Below are 22,469 nucleotides of genomic sequence, written 5' to 3'. Positions count from 1 at the left end.
TTCACCTAGAAAAAACGTTGGAGTGAGACACCATGCCTCGTCGTTTGCGAAGCAATTTCCCCCGTGGTTCCTATCTGTGGGCGGTGCGTGCCGCCCAATGGCGTGCCTTGGGCATCGCCGAAGAAGATCTCGAAAAACCGAAGATCGCCATTGTCAACTCATCTTCCGAGCTTGCCAGTTGCTTCAGTCACCTCGACGGTGTCGCGGCCGCGCTCAAGGAAGCCATTCGCGCCGCCGGCGCCCTGCCCTTCGAAATCCGTACGGCCGCGCCGAGCGACTTCATCACCGGTGCCGGTGCACGCGGCGCGTACATTCTGTCGGCGCGCGATCTCGTCACCAATGACATCGAAGTCGCCGTCGAAGGCGCACTGCTCGACGGCATGGTATGTCTGGCCTCGTGCGACAAGACCGTACCCGGTCAGTTGATGGCGGCAGCCCGGCTGGACATCCCGAGCCTTATCGTGGCTTGCGGCTATCAGGCCAGTGGCGAATATCGTGGCAAACACGTCGATATCGAAGACGTTTTCGTCGGCGCGATGCATGTGGTCACCGGCGGCCTGCCGGTGGACGAACTCGTCGGCATGGCGCGCAATGCGATTCGCGGGCCCGGCGTGTGCTCGGGGCTGGGTACGGCAAACTCGATGCACCTGGTGTGCGAAGCCCTCGGCATGGCGCTGCCGGGCAGCACACCGGTGGCCGCCAACAGTGCGCAAATGTTCGAGACGGTGCGTCAGGCAGGCAAACGCATCGTCGAAATGGTGGAGGCCGACCTCACCCCCCGCAAGATTCTCAGTCCCGGTGCATTCGCCAACGCCGCGATGGCGGTGCTCGCCGTCGGCGGCTCGATCAACAGCGTCAAGCATCTGCAAGCGATTGCCAGCGAAGCGCAATGCGATGTCGACGTCTATCACTTGTTCGAATCGCTGGCCGACCAGATTCCGGTACTCACGGGCATTCGCCCGGTCGGAGACGACACCATCGAAGCGTTCGATGCGGCGGGCGGGTCACGCGGCGTGCTGCGCCGTCTGTTGCCGTGGCTGCATGGCGACGCGATCACGGTCACCGGAACGACGATGGCGCAGAACGTGCAAGACGCGCCCATTCGCGACGACAACGTCATACGTCCGATCGAGCGCCCCTTCGCGTCGCGCCCGGCCATCGTGCTCGTGCGCGGCAATCTGGCGCCGGAGGCCGGCATTGTGAAGTTCGGCATCTCCCCCGGCAAGGCCCGCCGCTTTGAAGGCTCGGCGGTGTGCTTCGATACCTCCGACGCTGCGGTCGAGGCCCTGCGCCGTGGCGACATCCGTCCCGGTCACGTGGTGGTCATGCGCGGCGCGGGCGTCTGTGGCGGTCCTGCGATGGGCGGCGGCGCGTCGCGCGTGGTGTTCGCTATCGACGGCGCGGGGCTCAGCGAGTCGGTCGCGCTGCTCACCGACGGGCACCTCTCGGGACTCGTGTGCAAGGGCCTGGTCGTTGCGGAGATCTCGCCCGAAGCCGCGACCGGCGGACCGCTCTCCCTCGTGCGCGACGCAGACACCATCGTCATCGATCTCGACACCCGCCGTTGCGACGTGCAACTGAACGACGCGCAATGGGCCGAGCGCAGCGAACAGCCGCGCGCACCGTCTGCCTCATCGGCACGCGGGTGGCTCAAGCTGTATCGCGAGAACGTGTCATCGATGCCGCAAGGCGCCGTGCTGAGCGGTCGGCGTGACGACGGAGATCGCTCATGAGCGCCGCGGCCACTGTCGACGTCGATCAGGCGATCGAAACGCAGAAGGTTGGGAAGTTCTCGATTCGCATCATCGTCCTGATGGGCCTGATGATGCTCACCGAGGGCTACGATCTCGGCGCGCTCTCGTTTGCCGCGCCCGCCATCGGCCGTGCCTGGGGCATCGGTCGCGGCGCACTGGGTCCGGCATTCGGCGCGTTCGTCTTCGGCACGATGCTCGGTGCATTTGTCCTCGGTTATCTGGGCGACGTCATCGGACGCAAGCGCACGATTCTCATCGGCTCCGTCATCCTCGCCGTGCTCACGCTCGCCGTCGTCTTCGCCAGCGACCTGCGCACCCTGCTCGTGTTGCGCTTTATCGCGGGCATCGGCATCGGCGGTGTCGTGCCCAATGCCATCGCGTACATGACGGAATTCGCCCCTCGCCGGTTGCGGGCCACCTGGGTCACGTTGATGTACACGGGATACAGCATCGGTACCGGGCTGGGCGGTGTGGTCGCGGCGTGGATGATTCCGCACTTCGGCTGGCAGGCCATTTTCGTCATCGGCGGTGTCGGGCCGTTGCTGGCCGCTGTCATGCTCGCCCTATGGGTGCCGGAGTCGATCCGCTTTCTCGCGCTGAAGGGCCGCCGTGCCGACGAGATCGCACGCGTGATTTCACGGCTTCATCCTGGAAAGGTCTTCAACGCGCAGATGCGTTTCGTCGTCGGCAGCGAAGCCTCCGGGGCGCAACATGCCCGGCTGCGACAACTCTTCGCCGGGCGTCTGCGACGCATCACCCCCGTGCTGTGGGCCGTGTATGTCGCAAACTCCATGGCGCTGTTCTTCCTCGTGAGCTGGCTGCCGATGCTCATCGAAGCCATCGGTGTGCTTCCGGCGCGTGCGGCCCTCGTGTCCAGCGCATTCTCGGTGGGCGGCACCATCGGAGGACTCGCCCTGATGCGATTCGTCGACACACGCGGCGCACTGATCGTCGCGGTGTTGCCCGTCATCGGCTGCCCGCTTGTCGCCGCGCTCGGCGCCAGTATTCCCGAGGGCATGCTGATCGCGGCGGTCTTCATGATCGGGTTTTGCGTCATCGGCACGCAATTCGGCCTCAACGCGGTGGCAGCGATGGTCTATCCCACCGCCTTGCGCGCCAAGGGCGTGGGCGTGGCGGTGGGCATCCAGAAAATCGGCGCGATTGCAGGCCCGGTCATCGGCGGCGCCCTGCTCTCGCTTCACTGGCCTGTCAGCGCCTTGTTCTACTTCGGCGCGGTGCCAGTGGGCCTCGTGGCGATCTTCGCCTTCGCGCTTGGCATGCTCCAACGGCAAGACGATCCCGAACGCGCGGAGCACGCACCGCACGCCGCAGGTTCCGCGTGACATCGCCCCTCAACGAAATGCGCAAGAGGAACCAACATGCTTGACATCACACCGCTGCGCGCGCCGACGGCGAACGCGAGCCGAACAGGTGAAGCGAATGGGACGAGCGAGACCGCCTTCGCTTTCGATTTCGTCGGTCAGGTGCATGGCTTCGACACCGCCGCGCCGGTCGACGCGGACACCGCGCACGCCATCGACGACGCGATGACCCGCTACGGTGTCCTCGTCTTTCGCGGCCAGTCGCTCACACCGCAGCAGCAACTGGATTTCGCCAGCGCGCTGGGTCCGCTCGATATCGGCTTCAAACGCGTCGCCAAACCGCACAACCGCCTCGGGTACGACACGCTCGCCGACATCTCCAATCTCGACGAAAGCGGTGCCGTCGCCAGTCGCGAGCATCGCCGCATCGTGGGCAACATCGCCAACCAGTTGTGGCACAGCGATAGTTCGTTCCAGCGCCCGTCTGCCCGCTACTCGATGCTCTATGCCGTGGTAGTGCCACCGGAGGGCGGGGAAACGGAGTTCGCCGACATGCGCGCTGCGCTCGAGGCATTGCCGGCGTCTCAGCAAGCGTCGCTGCGCGAGTTGCAGGCCGAACACGACGCCTTGCACTCGCGCATTTTTCTCGGCGATACCGAGTACGACGCCGCCCAACGCGCCGCCATTCCCCCAACGGTCTGGCCGTTGGTGCGCCGGCACCCCGGTGGCCGATCGTCGTTGTTCATCGGGGCGCATGCCAGCCGCATTCTCGACATGACCCTCGCCGAGGGCCGCATGCTGCTGCTCGATCTGCTCGAACACGCCACGCAACCCGCCTTCGTCTATCGCCATACCTGGCAACCGGGCGATCTGGTGATCTGGGACAACCGATGCACGTTGCATCGCGGCCGGCGTTTCGACCTGACGCAGCGGCGCGAATTACGACGGGCCACCACACTCGACGCCTGAACGGCCCTCATCATATTCAAGGAGACACCCCCATGCGACTGACCCCCGACGAGCAAGCCATGCTCGACGGCACACAGGGCCCCGCCGTGCAGAAGGCGATGGATCTGCTGGTGCGTTACGGCGAAGCGCTCGGTGCCGAACGCTTCGTCGATACCAACAACGTGTGCGGCACGCTCGGCGCCACCACGCCGTTTCTGCGCGACTTCGGCACGCGCGGCGGCGCGCTCGATCTCGACGCCGTCTTTTCCGAGTTCAACCTCGACAGCGCCGAAGTCGTGCCCGTGCCACGGATGAAGGCCTACAGCAGCCATCTCCAGCAAGGCTTCGATCCCGAGCATGCCGAGCGCCAGGGCATTGCCCCGGAAGTCGTCAAGCTGTATCGCGCAGGCGAAGCGTATGCGGGCCGGCTTGGCGTTCAGCCCCTGCACACCTGTGCGCCATATCAGGTCGGCAACGTGCCGGTGCGCGGCGAGCATTGCGCGTGGATGGAGTCGTCGGCAGTGGTGTATATCAACGCCGTGCTCGGCGCACGCAGCAACGCCGAAGGGCGCGAGAGTGCAGGCGCCGCCATGGTCACCGGCAAGATTCCCTACTGGGGCCTGCATCTGACGGAGAACCGCTACGGCACCGACCTCGTGCAGGTCGACGTGCCGATCGACAACGTCTTCGAATGGGGACTGCTCGGCTATTACGTCGGCGAAGTCGTCTCTGAAGGCATTCCCGTTTTGCAGGGCATCCAAGGGCCGGCCAACCTGCCGCGCCTCAAGCACTTCGGCGCAGCGGCGGCATCGTCGGGCGGCGTGGAGATGTATCACATCGTTGGCACGACGCCGGAAGCGCGAACGCTCGACGAAGCGTTCGGTCCGCGCAAGGCCCGCCAGACGCTGCGTTACGGCGCGGCCGAACGGCGTCTCGCTTACGAACGCGTGAACACGACGGCGCGCGACAGCGACGTCGACTTCGTGATGCTCGGCTGCCCGCATTACTCCATCGAACAGATCTGGGAAGTCTGCCAACTGCTCGAAGGCCAAAAGGTGCATGAGAACACCGAACTCTGGATCTTCACCCCGCGCGCCACACGTCACCTGGCCGATCAGGCGGGCTACACACGCATCATCGAAGCCGCCGGCGCGCATCTCATGAGCGACACATGTTCCGCGCTCGGGCGGGTCATGCCCAAGGGGACGCGGGTGGCCGCTGTCGACTCGGCCAAGCAGGCGCATTACCTGCCGGCCATCATGAACATTCAGGCCTGGTGCGGCACCACGGCCGAGTGCATTTCGGCCGCCGTCAGCGGTCGCTGGACAGGAGCACTGGCATGAACGCCACGACTCACATCGAACGGCAGGACACCCCGCAAAGCGCCACGCAGACCTTCGTGCTGCACGGCCGGCGCGTTGTCGGCGGGCGCACCGAGGGCGAGGCGCTCGTCACCCATGACCGCATCTCCGGCTGGGGCGGCATCGACCCGCGCACCGGCACGGTCATCGAAACGCGTCACGAACTTCGCGGCGTGAGCTTCGCGGGCAAGGTGCTGGTGTTCCCCGGCGCGAAGGGTTCGTCGGGATGGTCGAGCCAGTTTCACATCGCACGACTGGCGGGCACCGCGCCGATCGCCATGTTGTTCAACGAGATGACGACCAAGATGGCGCTCGGTGCCGTGGTCACACACGCCCCCGCGTTGACGGACTTCGATCGCGACCCGCTTTCGCTCATCCAGACGGGCGACTGGGTGGTGGTCGATGCCGATCGCGGCGTGGTCGAAGTGACCCGGCGCGTCGCCGGCGCTTGAGCGTTTCCATGCGCATGGCGAGGGGCTTCCGCCCCCGCCATGCGCGAGTCGTTGCCCGCCTTTTTTCCCTGACCTAGCTTTACTGGAGATGCAATTGGACACCAATACTCGCGTGGTACGCCGCGCGACCCACACCCCCGCGTGGCACGTCGATGCCGATATCTGCATCGTGGGCGCCGGTATTTCAGGCACCTCCGCCGCGCTGGAAGCTGCTGCGCTCGGCCGCAAGGTCGTTCTCGTCGACAGCCTTCCCTCGCTTGGCGGTCAGGCCGTCAATTCCATCATCGGCACCTTCTGCGGGCTGTTCTCCAACGGCCCGAAGCGCTTTCAGGTCACGCACGGCATCGCCGACGGCATTCTGCGCGACCTGGGCGCCCAAGGCGCATTGCACTACAAGGAAGGCCCGCTCACGACGGTGGTGCTGTACGACGAAGTCGCGCTCTCGCGCTGGATCGAGCAGAAGATTCTCGACGCAGGGATCACCGTGATTCTCGGCGCCGTCATCGGGCATGTGGCCACCGAAGGCCGCCGTGTGCAGCGCGTGACGCTCGCCACGCGGTACGGCGACGTGCACGTCGATGCCAAGGGCTTTGTGGACGCCAGCGGCGACGCAGCGCTTGCCTGGAACGCCGGACTGTCGTGCCGCGAACCGATCACGCCCGTGCACGGCACGCAGATGGTCGTGATCGAAGGGCTCGACGAGACGCACGCGCCGACCCAGGCCGAGTTCAAGGAACGCGTGGCGAGCCGCGCGAACGCTTACGGACTGGAGCGCAAGGACGGTCTCGTCTTCTATTTCCGCGGCCGCAACATCGGTATCGCGAACATGACGCACATCGAAACGCCGCTGGAGCCGGTGGCCGCATCGCACACGGCGCTGGTGGGGCGCGACCAGGCAGACCGCGCCTTCGAATTCCTCAAGGCGGAATACTCCGAGGTGTATCGCAACGCACGCATTCGCAGCTACGGGCTGCCGGGTATCCGGCAAACGCGCTGGATCGTCGGTACCCACACGCTCACTTCCGAAGAAGTGATTGCCGCGAAATCGTTCCCCGACGCGGTGGCGCGCACCGCCTGGCCCATCGAGCTGCACGATCGTCCGGAAGGGTACGTGTGGCAGCCGTTCGGCGACGACCACCTGCACACCGTGCCGCTGGGCAGCCTGCTCGCTGCCGACGCCGATAACGTGGTGGCCGCGGGCCGCTGCATCGACGCAGACTCCAGTGCGCTGTCGAGCGTGCGCGTGATGGGGCCGTGCATTGCGATGGGCGCCGCCGCCGCGCACGCGCTCGATCTGGCCGATACGGGCAGCGTTCACGACATCGACCGTGCGGCGTTGCGCCAGCGAATTGCCGACAACGTCGACCGGATCGATCCACCGCATTTGTCATGAAACAGCGCGAGCATCGCGGCAGGACTACATAACGACATTTGCCGGGAACGCACGCGAATCTGCGCGGCGTCCCGGTTTCCTGAAGCCGGCGCTTACGGGCGATTCGGCATATGGAGGAGACATGGCAACGCTGCAAACGATGGACATTTCGCGTCTCATCGACGCGCAAAAGCCCGGGCGCTTCGCATTTCTGACGATCTTCTGCGCCTGGATTCTCATGCTCACTGATGGGTACGAGCTCACGGCCCTCGCCTATGCGGCCCCATCGTTGGTGCGAGACTGGCAGATTCCTCGCGCGGCGCTGGGCCCCGCCTTCGGCATCAACGTGTTCGGGATCATGGTCGGCTCGATCCTGTTCGGTTTCCTCGGCGATCGCTACGGACGCAAACGCGCGCTGCTCTGGGGCACGGTTTGGTATGGCGCTCTCACACTGGTGACGGTGAAGGCAACCACCATCGACCATCTGCTGGTTCTGCGGTTTCTCGCCGGCATCGGCATCGGCGGCGCCGTCCCCAACGCGTTCGTGCTCATTTCGGAGTTCGCCCCCAAGCGCCTGCGCGCAACCTGGGTGACGCTCATGTTTACCGGCTACACGATCGGCGCGAGTCTCGGCGGTGCCGTCGCGGCCACGCTCATCGGGTCGTACGGATGGCACGTCATCTTCCTGATCGGCGGCATCGCGCCGCTCGCGGTGGCGGCCGTGCTGGCGCTCGTGATGCCCGAGTCGCTGCGCTTTCTCGTGCTCAAGGGCTGGCGTCCCGCAGAGGTCGTGCGACTGGTGCGCAAAATCGATCCGGCGGCCAATGTGGATACGTCCACTCGCTTCTACGCCGGCGACGAACCCGCGCCGTCGCCGTTCCGTTGGGCAATGCTGTTCGAAGGACGCCTGCGCACGCTCACACCGGTGCTGTGGCTCGCCTACATCGCCAATTCGATGGCCCTGTTCGCGTTGCAGAACTGGCTGCCGATCCTGGTCGAAGCCGTGGGGGTGCCCGCACGACAAGCCGCGCTGGTGTCGGCCATGTTCTCCATCGGCGGCACGGCGGGCGGCCTTGCGCTGATGCGTTTCATCGACCGCTACGGCGCCCGCATGATCGTGTTTCTGCCGCTCTTCGGATGCCCGCTCGTTGCCCTGCTAGGCAGCGGCATGCCCGCCATGCTGCTGACCGCCGCGGTGTTTCTCGTGGGATTTTGCGTGGCCGGGACGCAGTCAGGTCTGAACGCCGTGGCACCGACCGTGTACCCCAGTACGATCCGGGGCAAAGGCACGGGTATCGCCATCGGCGTGGCCAAGGTCGGGTCCATCTCGGGGCCGATGATCGGCGGCCTGCTGCTCTCGCTCTCGCTACCGGTGTCGACGCTGTTCGTCGCGGCTGCCGTGCCGGTGGCTGTCGTCGTGTTGCTGGCGCTCGTGCTGGGGCGCACGACACGCCGTGCCAACCCGGACGACGGCGCGGGGCCGCACCCGGCCTCGGCGGCCGCAAAAAGTTGACCTGGTTGATCTGAGCCTGCCAGGGAACACAAGACACCGCCTAATCATTACAAGACATTCTGGAGACAACATGATCCAACGCCATTCGCGCGCGGGACGGCCCTTCTCGTCCCCGCGTTTGCACAAACGCCGATCCGCCCGTACTTCGACCCGGGCCTTGCTGAGCATTTCCCTCGCCATTACGTCACTGCCCGCCCTCGCACAAAGCTCGGTTCAGCTTTACGGCATCATCGACAACGGCATCAGCTATACCAACAACGTCGCGTCTGCGGTCGGCGGCAAGGGCGCGAGCCGTGTGGGCCTGGCCACCGGCTTCGGCAGCGGCGACCGCTTCGGTCTGACGGGCAGCGAAGATCTCGGCGATGGCAACAAGGCCATATTTACGCTCGAGAACGGTTTCAGCGGCATCACCGGATCACTCGGTCAAGGCGGGCGCATGTTCGGACGGCAAGCATTTGCCGGTCTGTCGAATCCGCGCTGGGGCACCCTCACCTTCGGACGCCAGTACGAGTTCGGCTTCGTCTATCTGTCGCCGTTCGAATCGTGGACACAGTTCGGCAGCATCTACGGCGCTCACATCGGCGACGTCGACAACACCTTCTCGACGTTCCGGCTGAACCAGTCTGTGAAGTACGAATACTCACCGATGGCGGGCCTCACGCTCGGCGCCCTGTACGCGTTCAGCAATCAGAGCGCGACCAGCGGCAGCACCGGCTTCTCGAATAACCGGGCGCTCGGTCTTGGTATTCAGTATCAGCGCGGGCCGATCGGTGCAGCGGCGACCTTCCTGCATCTGAGCAATCCGTCGGCATCGGCGGCCAACTCGACCAATCCGGGCGGCGCCATCGGCGACGAATACACGTTGTCGACGAGCCTGTTCTACAACTCGGCCTTCGTTTCGCGTCAGGACGTCATCGGTGTCGCCGGCAGTTACAGCTTCGGTAACGCGCGCGTGAGTGCGGTCTTCACCGACACACGGCTTCGTTATCAGAACGGGCAGGACTTGCGTGTCGACAACTACGAAATCAATACGCGTTATCAATTCTCGCCGGCCGTCGTTGCCGGGATCGGCTACATCTTTACCGACGCATCGGGTTACACCGGTACGGGGGCGACGTCGTTCGCCTCGGGCACGCGCCCGCGCTGGCATCAGATCGACGCGGGAGCGGCGTACTACTTCTCGAAGCGCACCGACCTGCATGCGTCAGTGATCTATCAGCGTGCCGCAGGCGACGCGACAGTGGCCGCCATCAACGCGTTCGGCCCCGCCGGGGCCGGCGTGAAGAATCAGGTGGCTGTGCTCGCGGGTCTGCGTCATCGGTTCTGATCGTTTGCGATACGTGCTCTCCCCCACCGATACCTTCGGCATCGCTTTCGGTATCGGTGGGCCCCGCGTTTTTTTAGCGACCGCAGCCAAGCACGTCGTTGGCGAGAAAGCATGCCTGTCGATTGGCGAACCGATAAATAAGCTAGTATTGCGGCACTGTCGCCTACCGAGCGGCTAATCGACTGGAACGCCGGCCCCCATCCGGGGCGCGTGCGCAATGTGGTATGGAACTCGACGCCATTGATTTGAAGATTCTGCGGGAGCTGCAAGCCGACGCCCGCCTCACCAATGTGGAACTCGCCTCGCGAGTCAGCCTTTCGCCGTCGCCCTGTCTGGCGCGCGTGAAGGCGCTCGAAGCGGCGGGCTATATTCGCCAGCGCGTCACGCTGCTGGACCCGTCCCGGCTCGGGCTGCATATCAACGTTTTCATCCACGTCACGCTCGAGAACCAGAATCGTGACCGCCTGGATGCCTTCGAAGCAGCCGTCACCGCGCTGCCGAACGTCATGGAGTGTTACCTGATGTCGGGAGACGCCGACTATCTGTTGCGCGTCATGGTGAGCGACATGAGCGCTTACGAAACGCTGATTACCGATCGTCTGTCCCGCATCCCCGGCATCCGCAACATCCGCTCGAGCTTCGCGCTCAAGCAGGTCATGTACACCACGGCAGTCCCGGTGCCGGACACCTCAGGCGATGCCTGAGGCGGCCGCTGCCGGCAAACCCGCGACACCCCAAGCCGGCCAGCCCCCGCATGGCGGGGCCCGCCAGCAGATCGCACTGCATGTCGCAGCGATGTTGTTCGGCGCGTCGGCACTGTTCGGCGAACACATCGCCGCGAGCAGCACCCTGATCGTCTTCGGTCGCGGCCTCTTCTCATGGCTTGCGCTGAGCGCCATCGCCCTTGCCGGGCTGGCGGGCATGCGCAGCGCGTCACGACTCTCGGGCGGGGCACCGTGGCGGGGACTTTCCTGCGCATCGGCGTTGCGACTCATCGTGGCTGGCGTGTTGCTCGCCGTGCACTGGCTCGCCTTCTTCCTCGCGATCAAAGCGGGCGGCGTCGCCGTCGGCACGCTCGGTTTCGCGTGCTTCCCCGCGTTCGTGATCCTGCTCGAATGGCCCCTGCGCCGCGAACGTCCAACGCTTGGCGACGCCGGGGTCATCGGACTCGTGTGCATCGGACTGGCGCTCGTCACACCGGCGTTCGACTGGCAGGCAGGCGCCACAGTGGGCCTCGCATGGGGCGTACTTTCCGGCGCCATCTACGCAGTAATCGCGCTGTCCAATCGTGTGCTGGGTGCGCAAGCGTCGCCGTTGCAGGCCAGTTGGTGGCAGTGCCTGGGCATCCTTCTCGTGCTCGGCCCGTTTGCATGGCGCGAGGCACTCACACTGCCCGCCCCCCAATGGGGATGGCTCGCGTGCCTTGGCGTTGTCTGTACCGCGCTGGCGTACACCCTTTTCATTCACGCACTGCGCACGGTCAAAGCCAGTCGGGCGGCAGTCGTCATCGCCCTCGAACCGGTGTATGCCATTGCCTTCGCCTGGGTGCTGTTCGGCACCTCGCCCACGCTCAAGATGGCGGTGGGTGGCGTGTGCATCGTCGGTGCCGTCGCCTGGTCCGGTTCGATGCGCTCGCGCCGCAGCCCTCACTGATGCCCTCGCCCCTCAGACGAACATACCGCCCGACGCTTCAATGCGCTGCGCATTGATCCAGCCCGTCTCCTCTGCCAGCAGTGCCGCCACCATGCCGCCGATATCGTCAGCCTCGCCCACGCGGCCGAGTGCCGTATTCGCCGCGACCATCTGATTGACGCCCGGATTGTCACGCACCGTACCGCCGTTGAAATCCGTGGCGATGGCCCCCGGCGCGACGGTGTTGGCCCGAATGCCGCGCGCCCCCAGTTCCTTCGCCAGATAGCGCGAGAACACCTCGATACCGCCCTTCATCATCGCGTAGGCCGAAGCGCCCGGCAGCGAGAAGCGTGCCAGACCGCTCGACACGTTCAGAATGCGCCCGCCGTCGGCGATCAGCGGCAGCAACGCCTGCGTCAGGAAGTACGGCCCCTTCAGATGAACACGCACCAGGTCATCGAACTGGGCTTGCGTCGTTTCGGCAAATGCGCTGTGCAAGCCCGTGCCGGCGTTGTTGAGCAGGAAGTCGAACGTGTCGCGCTTCCACACGTCGCTCAACACGCGTTTGATCTCTGCAGCAAACGAGGCGAACTGCGACGCGTCCGACACGTCGAGCGGCAACGCCACGGCATTCGCCCCAAGCTTGACGATCTCGGCCACGACCGCATCGGCTTCTGCGTGCTGGCTGCGATAGGTGAGGATGACGTCGATACCGCGACGGGCGGCAGCCAGTGCCGAAGCACGGCCCAGGCCGCGGCTGCCACCGGTGATGAGAACGATTTTGCGGGTCATGGTAATTCTCCTGAATGCTGAGGGCGGTGCACGCTGGCAGCGCCCCGTCGAACAATGTCGGCTGCCCGTTCTATCCGGGCCGTTTCATCCCCGCACCTGCCGGCTCTCGCCTGCGCGCTTGGTCATCGATTGCCGACAGAGCGCTTCAGGTGCTGCGATATGTTCAACATGCTATTGCAACGAATTTAACCAATAAACCCGTCTAATTTGATTAAACTGATCAAATTCAAATAACAATGGATCGGCCGATCAACGCGCCGATCCTCTCTCTCCATGCATCAGCTCGACGCCATGCGCATCTTCGTGCGCGTCACCGAAACGGGCAGCTTCACGCAGGCCGCCGACAGTCTCGGCCTGCCGCGCGCCAGCGTTTCCAACGCCATCAAGCAACTCGAAGCCAAGTTGGGCACGCGCCTGCTGCATCGGACCACCCGGCGTGTGCAGCTCACGCAGGACGGTCAGGCGTGTCTCGAGCGATGCATGGATTTGCTCGCCGACATGGAAGAGTGGGAGACGATGTTCGCCGCGCGCGACGAAGCACTCACGGGCCGCCTGCGCATCGATCTGCCCGCCACGCTCGCGCGTACGACCGTCATTCCGCAATTGCCCGGGTTTCTGGCACAGCACCCGGCGCTACGCGTGGAATTGTCGAGCACCGACCGGCGCGTCGACCTCGTGCGCGAAGGGTTCGACTGCGTGTTGCGCGTGGGTGCCATCGCAGACTCGACGCTGATTGCGCGTCCGCTCGGTCACATGCGTCAGATCAACGTCGCAAGCCCGGCCTACCTCGAACGTTACGGCGTGCCACACACGCTCGACGATCTGCGCAAGCATCAGTTGATTCACTACACGACGACACTGGGCACTCGCCCGGTCGGCTGGGAGTACTTCGATGGCGAGCGCTACACGCAATGGCCGATGGAAGGCGTGCTCACCGTGAACAATGCCGACGCCTATCAGGCGGCGTGCCTCGCCGGGCTCGGGCTGATTCAGGCGCCGGAGAGCGGCGCGCGCGAGCATTTGGCCATCGGCGCGCTCCAGGAAGTGCTGCCCGAGCATCAGGCAGAGCCGTTGGCCGTGACGCTGCTCTATGCGAACCGGCGTCACTTGCCGCGGCGCGTACACGCGTTCATGAACTGGCTCACCGACTTGCTGACACCCCGTCTGACCCATCTCTGAGGCGGCGGGGACGCGCCCCGCACTTGGGCGTCTACAGCCCGCGCTCGACCATGGCGACGAGCCGCTGCCCCAGCACGTCGACCTGATCGCCGGGCAGATCGCGCAGCGGGCCGTCGATCACCAGCACCGCCAGGCCATGCACGGCGGCCCACGCCAGATACTCTGCGCCGGGCCGCTGCGCCGCGCCGATAATGCCGGCGGCAACCATCCCGTCGAGTGCCGCCCCCAAAAGCTGGAAGGGATTGAGCCCGCTCGTCCCCGCTTTCTCCGGCGTCGCCGCCGAACGCACATTCTCCGACGGTGCAAACGCCGTACGGAACAGCCCCGGCTGCGCACGCGCAAAGTGCAGATAGCCAATGCCGACAGCCCGCAAGCCCGCACGGGCACGGCCGGCGGCGTCGAGCGCCGCCATCCCCGGTGCCGCCATCTCGTGCTCAATCGCCAGCGCCAGTTCGGCCAACGCCGCCGAGCGCACAGCATCGAGCAAATCCTGACGATTCGCAAAATGACGATACGCCGCGTTGGGCACCACCCCGGCGCGACGCGTGGCCTCGCGCAGAATCACAGCGTCCGGCCCCCCATCGCGTGCCAGCGCTATCCCCGCCTCCAGCAACGCCCGGCGAAGGTCGCCATGCCGGTATGTCGTGCGTGCCGGCCCGGTCGCTGCGTCTTGTTCTGTCATGACAACTCCTTGTGGACAGTGTCCATTATGTCTGCTATTGTTTGTGTACACTGTCCACAAAGGCAAGTTGCAGCGCGACATATCAGCGCAACACGGGAGGAGGCACTATGGTGGAGACATATCCGGCACATGGCGACGAAGCGGCCATTTGTGCGATCAATGCGGCATGGCTCGACGCCGTGCGCAACAAGAAGGTCGGCACATTGCTCGATCATTACGACCCCGATGTCGTGGTGTTCGACGTGATGCCGCCTGTCGAGCATCGCGGCCTTGAGGCGTATCGCCGTTTGCTCGAGGGTTGGTTCGGCCATGCGGCCGGGCCGATCCATTTCGAAGTCACGCAATGGCATCTCGAGCACGCCGGCGATCTGGCGTTCAGCCACAGCGTGAATATCGTGCGCAACACCGGTGCCGACGGACAGACATACGGCGCCACCGTGCGTGCGACGGTGTGCTATCGCAAGACACAAGGCCGTTGGCGTGTGGTGCATGAGCATGCCTCGGTACCCATGTCGTTCGCGCCTTAGCACTTTCCTGCCGGGGCGTCGTCATGCCCCTTTTTAAGACATCGAGAGGAGCGCTCCATGCAAGTCCATTCCTATTTGTTTTTTGAAGGTCGTTGCGAAGAAGCCATTACGTTTTACGAGAAAACGCTGGGGGCGAAGCGCGGCATGCTCATGCGCTACAGCGAGAGCCCCGAGCGTTGCCCGGAGGGGATGCTCCCGCCGGGAAGCGAGAACAAGATCATGCACGGCGAATTCACCATCGGCGAATCGATGGTGATGGCCTCGGACGGCAGGGTGAGCGGCAAGCCCAAGTTCGACGGCTTCTCGCTGTCGGTCGACTTTACGGAAGTGGGCGCGGCCGAAAAGGCCTTCAACGCCCTCGCGGACGGCGGTGAAGTCAACATGCCGCTCGCCGAGACCTTCTTCGCGAAGACGTTCGGCATGGTCAAGGATCGCTTCGGCATGAACTGGATGGTGATCGTGCCGAAGGAAATGCAGAAGGGCTAAAGATTCAGGATGCACCGGGGGCCAACGCGGTTGCTTGGCTGCCTGCGGGCGGGCATGCGGGGACAGACGACACCCCCCGATGCCCGCCGTTCTTTTGCCTGCGCAGCCTACCCAACAAGTTCCGCACGCCTGTGCTATCGTCGCCGCCATGCCATCCGTGATCTCAATCCAGAATCTGTCGAAGACGTACGCGACCGGCTTCCAGGCACTCAAGAACATCAACCTGGAAATCCAGCGCGGCGAAATCTTCGCCCTGCTCGGCCCGAACGGTGCCGGCAAAACGACCCTCATCAGTACCATCTGCGGCATCGTGCGCCCAACCTCGGGCACGGTCACCGTCGACGGTCACGACATCGTCACGGACTACCGCGCCGCGCGTGAAGCCATCGGCCTCGTACCGCAGGAACTGACCACCGACTCGTTCGAATCGGTGTGGGCCACCGTCTCTTTCTCGCGTGGCCTGTTCGGCAAGCCCGCGAATCCCGCATACATCGAAAAGGTGCTGCGCTCGCTCTCGCTGTGGGAGAAGAAGGACAGTCGCATCATGCAGCTCTCGGGCGGCATGAAGCGACGCGTGCTGATCGCCAAGGCGCTCTCGCACGAACCGCGCGTGCTGTTCCTGGACGAGCCCACGGCGGGTGTCGATGTCGAGCTGCGCCGCGACATGTGGCGTCTCGTGCAATCGCTGCGCGAGACCGGCGTCACCGTGATCCTCACCACGCACTACATCGAAGAAGCCGAGGAAATGGCCGACCGCGTGGGCATCATCACCGGCGGTCAGATCACGCTCGTGCAGGAGAAGACCGAGCTGATGCGGCACATGGGCAGCAAGCAGCTCACGATGCAACTCGCCGAGCCATTGTCTGCCGTGCCCGAATCGCTGGCCCGCTACGGCCTTGCGCTCGGCAACAACGGCACCGAACTTGCCTTCAACTACGACGCCAATATCGAGCAAACCTCCATCGCGACCCTGCTGCGCGACATGGAGCATGCCGGTCTCTCGGTGAAGGATCTGCACACGACGCAAAGCTCGCTCGAAGACATCTTCGTCTCGCTCGTACACAAAAAAGAAGGATGAGCCGCGCCATGAATTTCTACGCCGTCAGGGCGATCTACAACTTCGAGATGGCTCGCACGCGTCGCACGCTGATGCAGAGCATCATCTCGCCCGTCATCTCGACGTCGCTTTACTTTGTGGTGTTCGGCGCAGCCATCGGCTCGCGCATTCCCGAGATCGAGGGCGTGCCGTACGGCGCGTTCATCGTGCCGGGCCTCATCATGCTTTCGCTGCTTACGCAGAGCGTGACGAACGCCTCGTTCGGCATCTATTTCCCACGATTTACCGGCACGATCTACGAGGTACTCTCCGCGCCCGTGTCGTATATGGAGATCGTGGTGGCGTATGTGGGGGCCGCGGCGACCAAGTCGATCATTCTCGGTGTCATCATGCTCGGCACCGCCGCGCTGTTCGTGCCGCTGCGCATCGAGCATCCGCTCTGGATGGTGCTGTTTCTGGTGCTCACCGCCGTGACGTTCAGCCTGCTCGGCTTCATCATCGGTATCTGGGCCGACGGATTCGAGAAGCTGCAACTGGTGCCGCTGCTCATCATCACGCCGCTCACGTTCCTCGGCGGCAGCTTCTATTCGACAAGCATCCTGCCGCCGTTCTGGCGCACGGTCACGCTGTTCAATCCGGTCGTGTATCTCATCAGCGGTTTTCGCTGGAGCTTCTACGGGCTGGCAGACGTGAGTGTGGGTGTCAGTCTCGGCATGACGATCGTCTTCCTTGCCGTCTTCCTCGCCATCGTTGCCTGGATGTTCAAGACAGGCTACCGGCTCAAGAACTGATGCTGCGTGCCGGACGGTGAATCGTCCGGCACCGCCCATCCCTCCCACCCCTCCCCTCCCTGCACCGGCCCTGCGCTCCGGCCATCCGCATCAGAGCGGCGGCGTTTCCCGGAATGCAGGCAGCGCCTCGGCCTGCGCGGAGAACTTGGCGACTTCCGGAAAGTCGTTGCCGAAGTCGATTTCCGGCAACATCAATTGATGGAAGCGCCACGCCACGGCAATCGCCACACCATGCTCGCCGATACCGTCCGGCGTCGCCAGCACGGGCTTGCGCGCCAGTTCGGTCTCCAGTTCGCGGAACGCCGCGTGCACCTGTTTGCGAACGCGATCCGTCCAGGGCGTGTGGCGCTTCTCGCTCGGGCGCAGCTCGCGCTCGTACACCAGTTGCACCGACTTCTCGCATGCCGCCAGTGCCAGCCCCGTGAGGCGCAACGCGCGCAGGTGTTCGGCGGGGTCGACGGGCACGAGCCGCCGCGCCGGTTCGACCAGCGTCTCGGCGTATTGCAGGATGAGCGTCGAGTCCATGAGCACCGTGCCGTCGTCGGTCACAAGTGTCGGGGCTTTCACGACCGGGTTGATCGTCGAGAATTCGTCGAACGTTCGAAAGACGGACAGCGAGCGATGTTCGTACGGCAACCCCAGCAGCTTCAGACAGATCGCCGTGCGGCGCACGTACGGGGAATCCAGCATTCCAATCAATTGCATGTCTTGCTCCTGTGGTCGGCAGTCTCTGCCGGTGCTCGTGTGATCGGTTCGGTTGTCATGCGACGGGCAGCGCCCGCATCCGCACAAGCATAGCGGACGTCCAACGCCGCGCAAATCGAATTCGATTGCGGTTTTCTGTGAATCCGGCTCACAAGCGGCCTGTGGCGCGACACCGGGCCGGAAACCTGTCGCACCGCTTGCCGACACCTGCGAGCGCGTCGCATGACAGGTAGAATGTGCCGCATGGCCGACTCGACAGGGAGACATCTCATGAACATCCTGATGGTTCTGACCTCGCACGACCGCCTTGGCGACACGGGCAAGAAGACCGGCTTCTGGCTCGAAGAATTCGCCGCGCCTTACTACGTATTCATCGACGAAGGGCTGGATGTCACGTTGGCATCCCCCGCAGGCGGTCAGCCGCCGCTCGATCCGAAGAGCGACGAGCCCGATGCGCAGACCGACGCAACGCGGCGCTTTCGCGAAGATCCCGAGGCCCAGAAGGCGCTTGCCAACACCCTCCGGCTGGCCGACGTCAAAGCCACCGACTACGACGCCCTCTTCTACCCCGGCGGCCACGGCCCGCTGTGGGATCTGGCGCAAGACCCGAACTCCATCCATCTGATCGAATCCTTCGAGCGCGCGGGCAAGGCGACCGGCTTCGTCTGTCACGCACCGGGAGTGCTGCGACAGGTGCGCAGCGAGAACGGCGAGCCGCTCGTACGTGGCCGTCATGTGACCGGTTTCACCAACGCCGAAGAGGCGGCGGTCGGCCTCACCGATGTGGTGCCGTTCCTCGTCGAAGACGAACTCAAACGTCTGGGGGGTCTGTACGAGAAAGCCGGCAACTGGCAATCACATGTGGTCGGTGACGGACGGCTCGTGACGGGCCAGAATCCCGCCTCGTCGGAAGAAGCGGCGCGTACCGTGCTTGCAATGATAGAGCCTCGTCTGCCATGAATTCGCGGGCGCCATCCGTCGACGTGCGGCGTCTCGTGCCGGGCGATGCGCTCGCATTTCAGGCATTGCGGCTCGCAGGTCTGCAAGCCCACCCCGAGGCGTTCGGATCGACTTATGAGGAAGAGAAGGACTTGCCGGTCGAACGGGTGCGTGAACGGCTGGTGGCGCGCACCGATGGCGGTGTCTTCGGCGCGTTCGAGAACGAACGGCTAATTGGCGTGCTGGGTCTGGGACGCGGGGAGCGCACGAACTTCGCGCACGTCGGCTTTTTGTGGGGAATGTATGTGCACTCGGACGCAGCGGGGCGCGGCGTCGGGCGTGCGCTGGTCGAAGCGGCACTCGCGCTCGCGCGCTCGCAGCCGGGGCTACGTCACGTCACCTTGCAAGTGAGCGCCGACAATCGCCCTGCGATCGCGCTTTATCAATCGTTCGGCTTCGTCGAAATCGGGCGCGAGCCCGACGCCATGCGCGCCGGCAACGGTTTCCAGGACGAACTGCGCATGTACCTCCCCATCGCCACGCGCTAACGTGCGGGAGCCTCCGGGCCCCCGCGCCGCCGCGCATCGTACATCGCGCAAATCAGATCTTTTCCATCTCGTACGGGCCGAGATAATCCTTCTTGCCCACGTCCACCCCTTGTGCACGCAGGATGTCGTGCGTGGTCGTCACGTGGAAATAGAAGTTCGGCAGCGCGAACTTGAGCAGATAATCGACCGCATCCATCGTGGTCTGATATTCCTTGAACTTCAGCGTGATCTGGCGCGACTCAGCGCCGTCGAAGCGGTCTTCGAGCACACCGGCAATGAACGCCTCGGTATTTGCGATGCGATCACGCAATTGATCGAAGGTCGTCTCGTTATCGTCGAACTTCGGCGACTCCACGCCGGTGAACCGAGCCACGGCAAACTTCGCCGTGTCGCTCACGCGCTGCACCTGCGCGACGAAGTCGAGCATGTCGGGGGCGAGCTTCGCTTTCAGAATCGTTTGCGGGTCGAGTGACTTCGCCTCGCAATGGGCACGGGCCGTCTTGATGTAGTCGGCCATCACGGTCAGACCACGGAGATAGACGGGGATGGTGGCGCGATAGAGTGAAATCGACATCATGAAACTCCTCGGGGGATGGCGTTGCGGGTAACGCGCACAAGTCGCGCAGACGCCCATGCTATCAGCGCCCGGGAATTCTCGCCGTGCACCGGACGGCTTACGGAAACTCGACAGGAGCGCTCGTCGGGCGCAAATGCGCGAAGCATTCGCCGTAAGCCTCGCACCCCGGACATCCCGGCGCGGGTGCGGGCGCACGGCCATACGCTCTGGCGCACGCCTCGGCGAGGAAGCGCTTCCAGCGCAGGTTGGCGGTGTTCTCAATCACCAGCGACGGGAAGCAATGCGTGAGCAGGGCCGTCACATCTTCACGACCGGTCAGGCCGAGGTCTCGCCACAGATGATCGGGACGCAGACACGCCGTGGCGAGAATCGTCGCCATATCGGCCGCATCCGCCGGGTGCAGGATCGGATCGGCCCGGCGGCGCAGCATCTCGCGCATCTCCGCGACGAAAGTGGCGTGCGATGCCCAGGCGGGCGTCGGCAAATCGGCCGCGAGTGCGTGCCACGCCTGGGGCACCGGTGCGAAATGGCGACGCAGCAACGCTGCCATTGCCGCGCCCGAGAGCCCCAGACGCGCCACGCGCTCGGGCGTCGCATTCGCGCGCAATAGCGACGCGAACAGCGCCGCCTCGGTGCGCGAATGCGATGGGGTCAGCGAAACGCTCATGGCCATTCAGTCCCTCGACACGTCGAATGGGTAGGGGATGAGGCAAGACGGGGCGTCGTCAGGCAGCAATGGCGCCCAGTAGCATGCCGAAGTATAGCGGGTCGGTGCAACGCCGCCCGTCACGGGGCGATGATATGCTCCATCAGCGCCCGGAGCCGCTCCCGCACGCCGCTCCACAGGGACAAGATCCACACAACAGCAGTCGTCAGAGGAGCCATCATGGGTACCCCGCGCCACATCCCCACACCGACCGAGGCCTCCAGTTTCGCCCGCGCATGGGTCAGTCATTTTTCCAAACCGGCCGCCATCGGCATGGCGCTCGCGTTCGTGGCGGGTTACATCGACGTCGTGGGCTTCATTGCACTCTTCGGGCTTTTCACCGCGCATGTGACCGGCAACTTCGTGATGATCGGCGTACAACTGGTCGCCAGCACGCATGTGGGCGTGCTGGCCAAACTGCTGGCGCTGCCCGTGTTCGTTGTCTTCGTCGCGCTCGTGAAGCTGGTCGTGCAAGGCTTTTCGCGCACCGAGCGCCGACCGCTGCGCCTGCTGCTCGCGGTGCAGACGCTACTGCTGCTCGGCTTCATGATCGTGGGCATGGCGGCACAGCCCATCGTCTCGGCAGACGCACCGCTCGCAATTCTGTCGGGCATGTTCGGCGTGGCCGCCCTCGCCATCCAGAACGCCGTCGGACGCCTCGTGCTCGCCGACCTCGCACCAACGACGATCATGACCGGTAACACCACGCAGATCGTGATCGACATGGTCGAGTTGGCAAGCGGCAGTTGCGGCGACGACAAGGCCGCACGCGCCCGTTTGCGCAAGATGATTCCGGCGCTTGCCGCGTTTGCGGTCGGCGCCGTTTTCGGCGGCTTCGCGTATCACGGCGCGGGCTTCTGGTGCGTGATGCTGCCGGTGGTATTGCTCATCGCACTGGCGGTGGCGAACGAGTGACTTGCCGGTGCCCGCCGTCTTCGCGCGAAGCGAGGCACGCCCGACGCGTTCGCCGGCGGCAGGCGGGTCAAGCGTTGACGCCCGGGTCTCCCTACGCAATACGGCGAACGCGTCCGCGCCTCGGCCGGACGCGGTAAAATCACCGCTTTCGCAAGCCCACGTCCCGACGCGCCTTGCGCATACCGCACTCATCTCCCCAAGCCCAGATTTCCGACAGTGACTGCCACCTCCACCGACCTTCATCCGACCGACGACACCCTCGACAACACCGATGCCATCCACGAAGATCGCCTGTGGCGCGACGACGGATGGACGGCGAAGGTCGTCAAGAACGAGGAAGACGACGGATGGGCCGTCGCCATGTACCAGGATGGGGAGTCGGAACCGGCGCTCGTCGGGCCGTGGACGATGGGGCGCGACAAGAAGAATCCGAAACCGCTCGACGTCAACGCGTTTCACACGCTCGTGAAGACGGCTGACGAAGTGCTGCGGCGTCACGAACAGCAATTGCGCGCGCAGTTGCACAAACGTGTGAGCGTCGACGGTCCCGACGGCGACATCGACGTCACGCTCGACATCGTGCCCGACGACTACGATCCGTACGCCATGCTGAGCGCCATCGACCGCTTCGGTGAAACGCTCGCCTCGGTCAAGGTGCCACCCACGTTCAAGCTCTCACGCAACAGCGCCCGCGCGTGGGTCGAGAACGACTTCCAGCGCCCCCAGTAAGCGCCCGCTCACTCACGCCTCCCCCTGTCACGACGCCGGCTCGATGCCAGCACGACGCCGGCGAAATCGGCTGGCCATCCGCGCCATCCAGTTACGCCGGATACCGGGATAACCTGCCGTCTGGCAGAGCGTCCTGACGACATCTAGGATAGGCC

The 22,469-nt window shown here is 64.6% G+C and carries 24 protein-coding genes; 19 read left to right on the top strand and 5 right to left on the bottom strand.

Annotated features, from left to right (window positions below; translation table 11 throughout):
• The first annotated feature begins 32 nt into the window (after positions 1–32).
• From C266_RS08445 to C266_RS08400, 10 genes are all read left to right on the top strand, one after another.
• Complete coding sequence (locus C266_RS08445; RefSeq protein ID WP_010808598.1) at positions 33–1,733, top strand: dihydroxy-acid dehydratase; 1,701 nt, start codon at positions 33–35, stop codon at positions 1,731–1,733.
• A complete protein-coding gene (locus C266_RS08440) occupies positions 1,730–3,097 on the top strand; it encodes an MFS transporter (RefSeq protein ID WP_010808597.1) in 1,368 nt (455 codons plus the stop codon). Before C266_RS08445 ends, C266_RS08440 begins: the two co-directional genes overlap by 4 nt.
• A gap of 36 nt (positions 3,098–3,133) precedes the next feature.
• Positions 3,134–4,045, top strand: a complete 912-nt coding sequence (locus tag C266_RS08435; protein ID WP_010808596.1) for a TauD/TfdA family dioxygenase — start codon at positions 3,134–3,136, stop codon at positions 4,043–4,045.
• 32 nt (positions 4,046–4,077) lie between these two features.
• The gene (locus C266_RS08430; RefSeq protein ID WP_010808595.1) at positions 4,078–5,367 is read left to right on the top strand and encodes an aconitase X catalytic domain-containing protein; all 1,290 of its coding nucleotides are present in this window, start codon (positions 4,078–4,080) and stop codon (positions 5,365–5,367) included.
• Positions 5,364–5,837 (top strand): aconitase X swivel domain-containing protein, encoded by a 474-nt coding sequence (locus tag C266_RS08425; protein ID WP_010808594.1) that lies wholly within the window; start codon positions 5,364–5,366, stop codon positions 5,835–5,837. The genes C266_RS08430 and C266_RS08425 overlap by 4 nt, the downstream gene beginning before the upstream one ends.
• A gap of 88 nt (positions 5,838–5,925) precedes the next feature.
• A complete protein-coding gene (locus C266_RS08420) occupies positions 5,926–7,230 on the top strand; it encodes an FAD-dependent oxidoreductase (RefSeq protein WP_036662078.1) in 1,305 nt (434 codons plus the stop codon).
• A gap of 121 nt (positions 7,231–7,351) precedes the next feature.
• On the top strand, positions 7,352–8,722 hold the full coding sequence (locus C266_RS08415; protein ID WP_010808592.1) for an MFS transporter: 1,371 nt from the start codon (positions 7,352–7,354) through the stop codon (positions 8,720–8,722).
• A gap of 157 nt (positions 8,723–8,879) precedes the next feature.
• Positions 8,880–10,049 (top strand): porin, encoded by a 1,170-nt coding sequence (locus C266_RS08410; RefSeq protein ID WP_036662173.1) that lies wholly within the window; start codon positions 8,880–8,882, stop codon positions 10,047–10,049.
• 224 nt (positions 10,050–10,273) lie between these two features.
• Entirely contained in the window at positions 10,274–10,753 is a 480-nt protein-coding gene (locus tag C266_RS08405) for an Lrp/AsnC family transcriptional regulator (RefSeq protein WP_010808590.1), read from the top strand.
• A complete protein-coding gene (locus tag C266_RS08400; protein ID WP_010808589.1) occupies positions 10,746–11,702 on the top strand; it encodes a DMT family transporter in 957 nt (318 codons plus the stop codon). Before C266_RS08405 ends, C266_RS08400 begins: the two co-directional genes overlap by 8 nt.
• Before the next feature lie 12 nt (positions 11,703–11,714).
• On the opposite strand, the gene C266_RS08395 is transcribed toward C266_RS08400, so the two are convergent.
• Positions 11,715–12,473, bottom strand: coding sequence for an SDR family NAD(P)-dependent oxidoreductase (locus tag C266_RS08395; RefSeq protein ID WP_010808588.1), 759 nt, complete (start codon positions 12,471–12,473; stop codon positions 11,715–11,717).
• A gap of 273 nt (positions 12,474–12,746) precedes the next feature.
• Between C266_RS08395 and C266_RS08390 the strand changes: the two genes are divergently transcribed.
• Complete coding sequence (locus C266_RS08390) at positions 12,747–13,652, top strand: LysR family transcriptional regulator (protein WP_010808587.1); 906 nt, start codon at positions 12,747–12,749, stop codon at positions 13,650–13,652.
• 31 nt (positions 13,653–13,683) lie between these two features.
• On the opposite strand, the gene C266_RS08385 is transcribed toward C266_RS08390, so the two are convergent.
• Positions 13,684–14,334: a TetR/AcrR family transcriptional regulator gene (locus C266_RS08385; protein WP_010808586.1), complete on the bottom strand. Its 651-nt coding sequence runs from the start codon at positions 14,332–14,334 to the stop codon at positions 13,684–13,686.
• Positions 14,335–14,441: 107 nt separating this feature from the next.
• Between C266_RS08385 and C266_RS08380 the strand changes: the two genes are divergently transcribed.
• The 4 genes from C266_RS08380 to C266_RS08365 all read left to right on the top strand — a co-directional run bounded on the left by C266_RS08380 (position 14,442) and on the right by C266_RS08365 (position 17,195).
• Positions 14,442–14,861 carry a nuclear transport factor 2 family protein gene (locus C266_RS08380; RefSeq protein ID WP_010808585.1) on the top strand — a complete coding sequence of 140 codons (420 nt, stop codon included), beginning with the start codon at positions 14,442–14,444 and terminating at the stop codon, positions 14,859–14,861.
• Positions 14,862–14,918: 57 nt separating this feature from the next.
• Positions 14,919–15,347 (top strand): VOC family protein, encoded by a 429-nt coding sequence (locus C266_RS08375; RefSeq protein ID WP_010808584.1) that lies wholly within the window; start codon positions 14,919–14,921, stop codon positions 15,345–15,347.
• Positions 15,348–15,495: 148 nt separating this feature from the next.
• A complete protein-coding gene (locus tag C266_RS08370) occupies positions 15,496–16,425 on the top strand; it encodes an ABC transporter ATP-binding protein (RefSeq protein ID WP_010808583.1) in 930 nt (309 codons plus the stop codon).
• 8 nt (positions 16,426–16,433) lie between these two features.
• Entirely contained in the window at positions 16,434–17,195 is a 762-nt protein-coding gene (locus C266_RS08365) for an ABC transporter permease (RefSeq protein ID WP_010808582.1), read from the top strand.
• A 90-nt stretch (positions 17,196–17,285) separates the two neighbouring features.
• On the opposite strand, the gene C266_RS08360 is transcribed toward C266_RS08365, so the two are convergent.
• Complete coding sequence (locus tag C266_RS08360) at positions 17,286–17,900, bottom strand: glutathione S-transferase (RefSeq protein WP_010808581.1); 615 nt, start codon at positions 17,898–17,900, stop codon at positions 17,286–17,288.
• Positions 17,901–18,170: 270 nt separating this feature from the next.
• On the opposite strand from C266_RS08360, the gene C266_RS08355 reads away from it, so the two are divergent.
• Together C266_RS08355 and C266_RS08350 are read left to right on the top strand one after the other, a co-directional pair.
• Entirely contained in the window at positions 18,171–18,860 is a 690-nt protein-coding gene (locus tag C266_RS08355; RefSeq protein ID WP_010808580.1) for a type 1 glutamine amidotransferase domain-containing protein, read from the top strand.
• Positions 18,857–19,387 (top strand): GNAT family N-acetyltransferase, encoded by a 531-nt coding sequence (locus C266_RS08350; RefSeq protein ID WP_010808579.1) that lies wholly within the window; start codon positions 18,857–18,859, stop codon positions 19,385–19,387. Before C266_RS08355 ends, C266_RS08350 begins: the two co-directional genes overlap by 4 nt.
• Positions 19,388–19,439: 52 nt before the next feature.
• Here C266_RS08350 and C266_RS08345 read toward each other — a convergent pair whose 3' ends face one another.
• A complete protein-coding gene (locus tag C266_RS08345; RefSeq protein WP_371257045.1) occupies positions 19,440–19,964 on the bottom strand; it encodes a DUF1993 family protein in 525 nt (174 codons plus the stop codon).
• A 97-nt stretch (positions 19,965–20,061) separates the two neighbouring features.
• Positions 20,062–20,631 (bottom strand): nitrogen fixation protein NifQ, encoded by a 570-nt coding sequence (locus tag C266_RS08340; RefSeq protein WP_168162882.1) that lies wholly within the window; start codon positions 20,629–20,631, stop codon positions 20,062–20,064.
• A 219-nt stretch (positions 20,632–20,850) separates the two neighbouring features.
• On the opposite strand from C266_RS08340, the gene C266_RS08335 reads away from it, so the two are divergent.
• Positions 20,851–21,585 (top strand): YoaK family protein, encoded by a 735-nt coding sequence (locus C266_RS08335; protein ID WP_010808576.1) that lies wholly within the window; start codon positions 20,851–20,853, stop codon positions 21,583–21,585.
• 216 nt (positions 21,586–21,801) lie between these two features.
• Positions 21,802–22,314: a hypothetical protein gene (locus tag C266_RS08330; RefSeq protein ID WP_010808575.1), complete on the top strand. Its 513-nt coding sequence runs from the start codon at positions 21,802–21,804 to the stop codon at positions 22,312–22,314.
• The last annotated feature ends 155 nt before the right edge of the window (positions 22,315–22,469 follow it).

It is taken from the genome of Pandoraea sp. SD6-2, assembly GCF_000389825.1.
Classification (GTDB): domain Bacteria; phylum Pseudomonadota; class Gammaproteobacteria; order Burkholderiales; family Burkholderiaceae; genus Pandoraea; species Pandoraea communis.
Note: the sequence above shows the minus strand (reverse complement) of the source record. Positions and strands in the feature narration are given on the sequence as shown.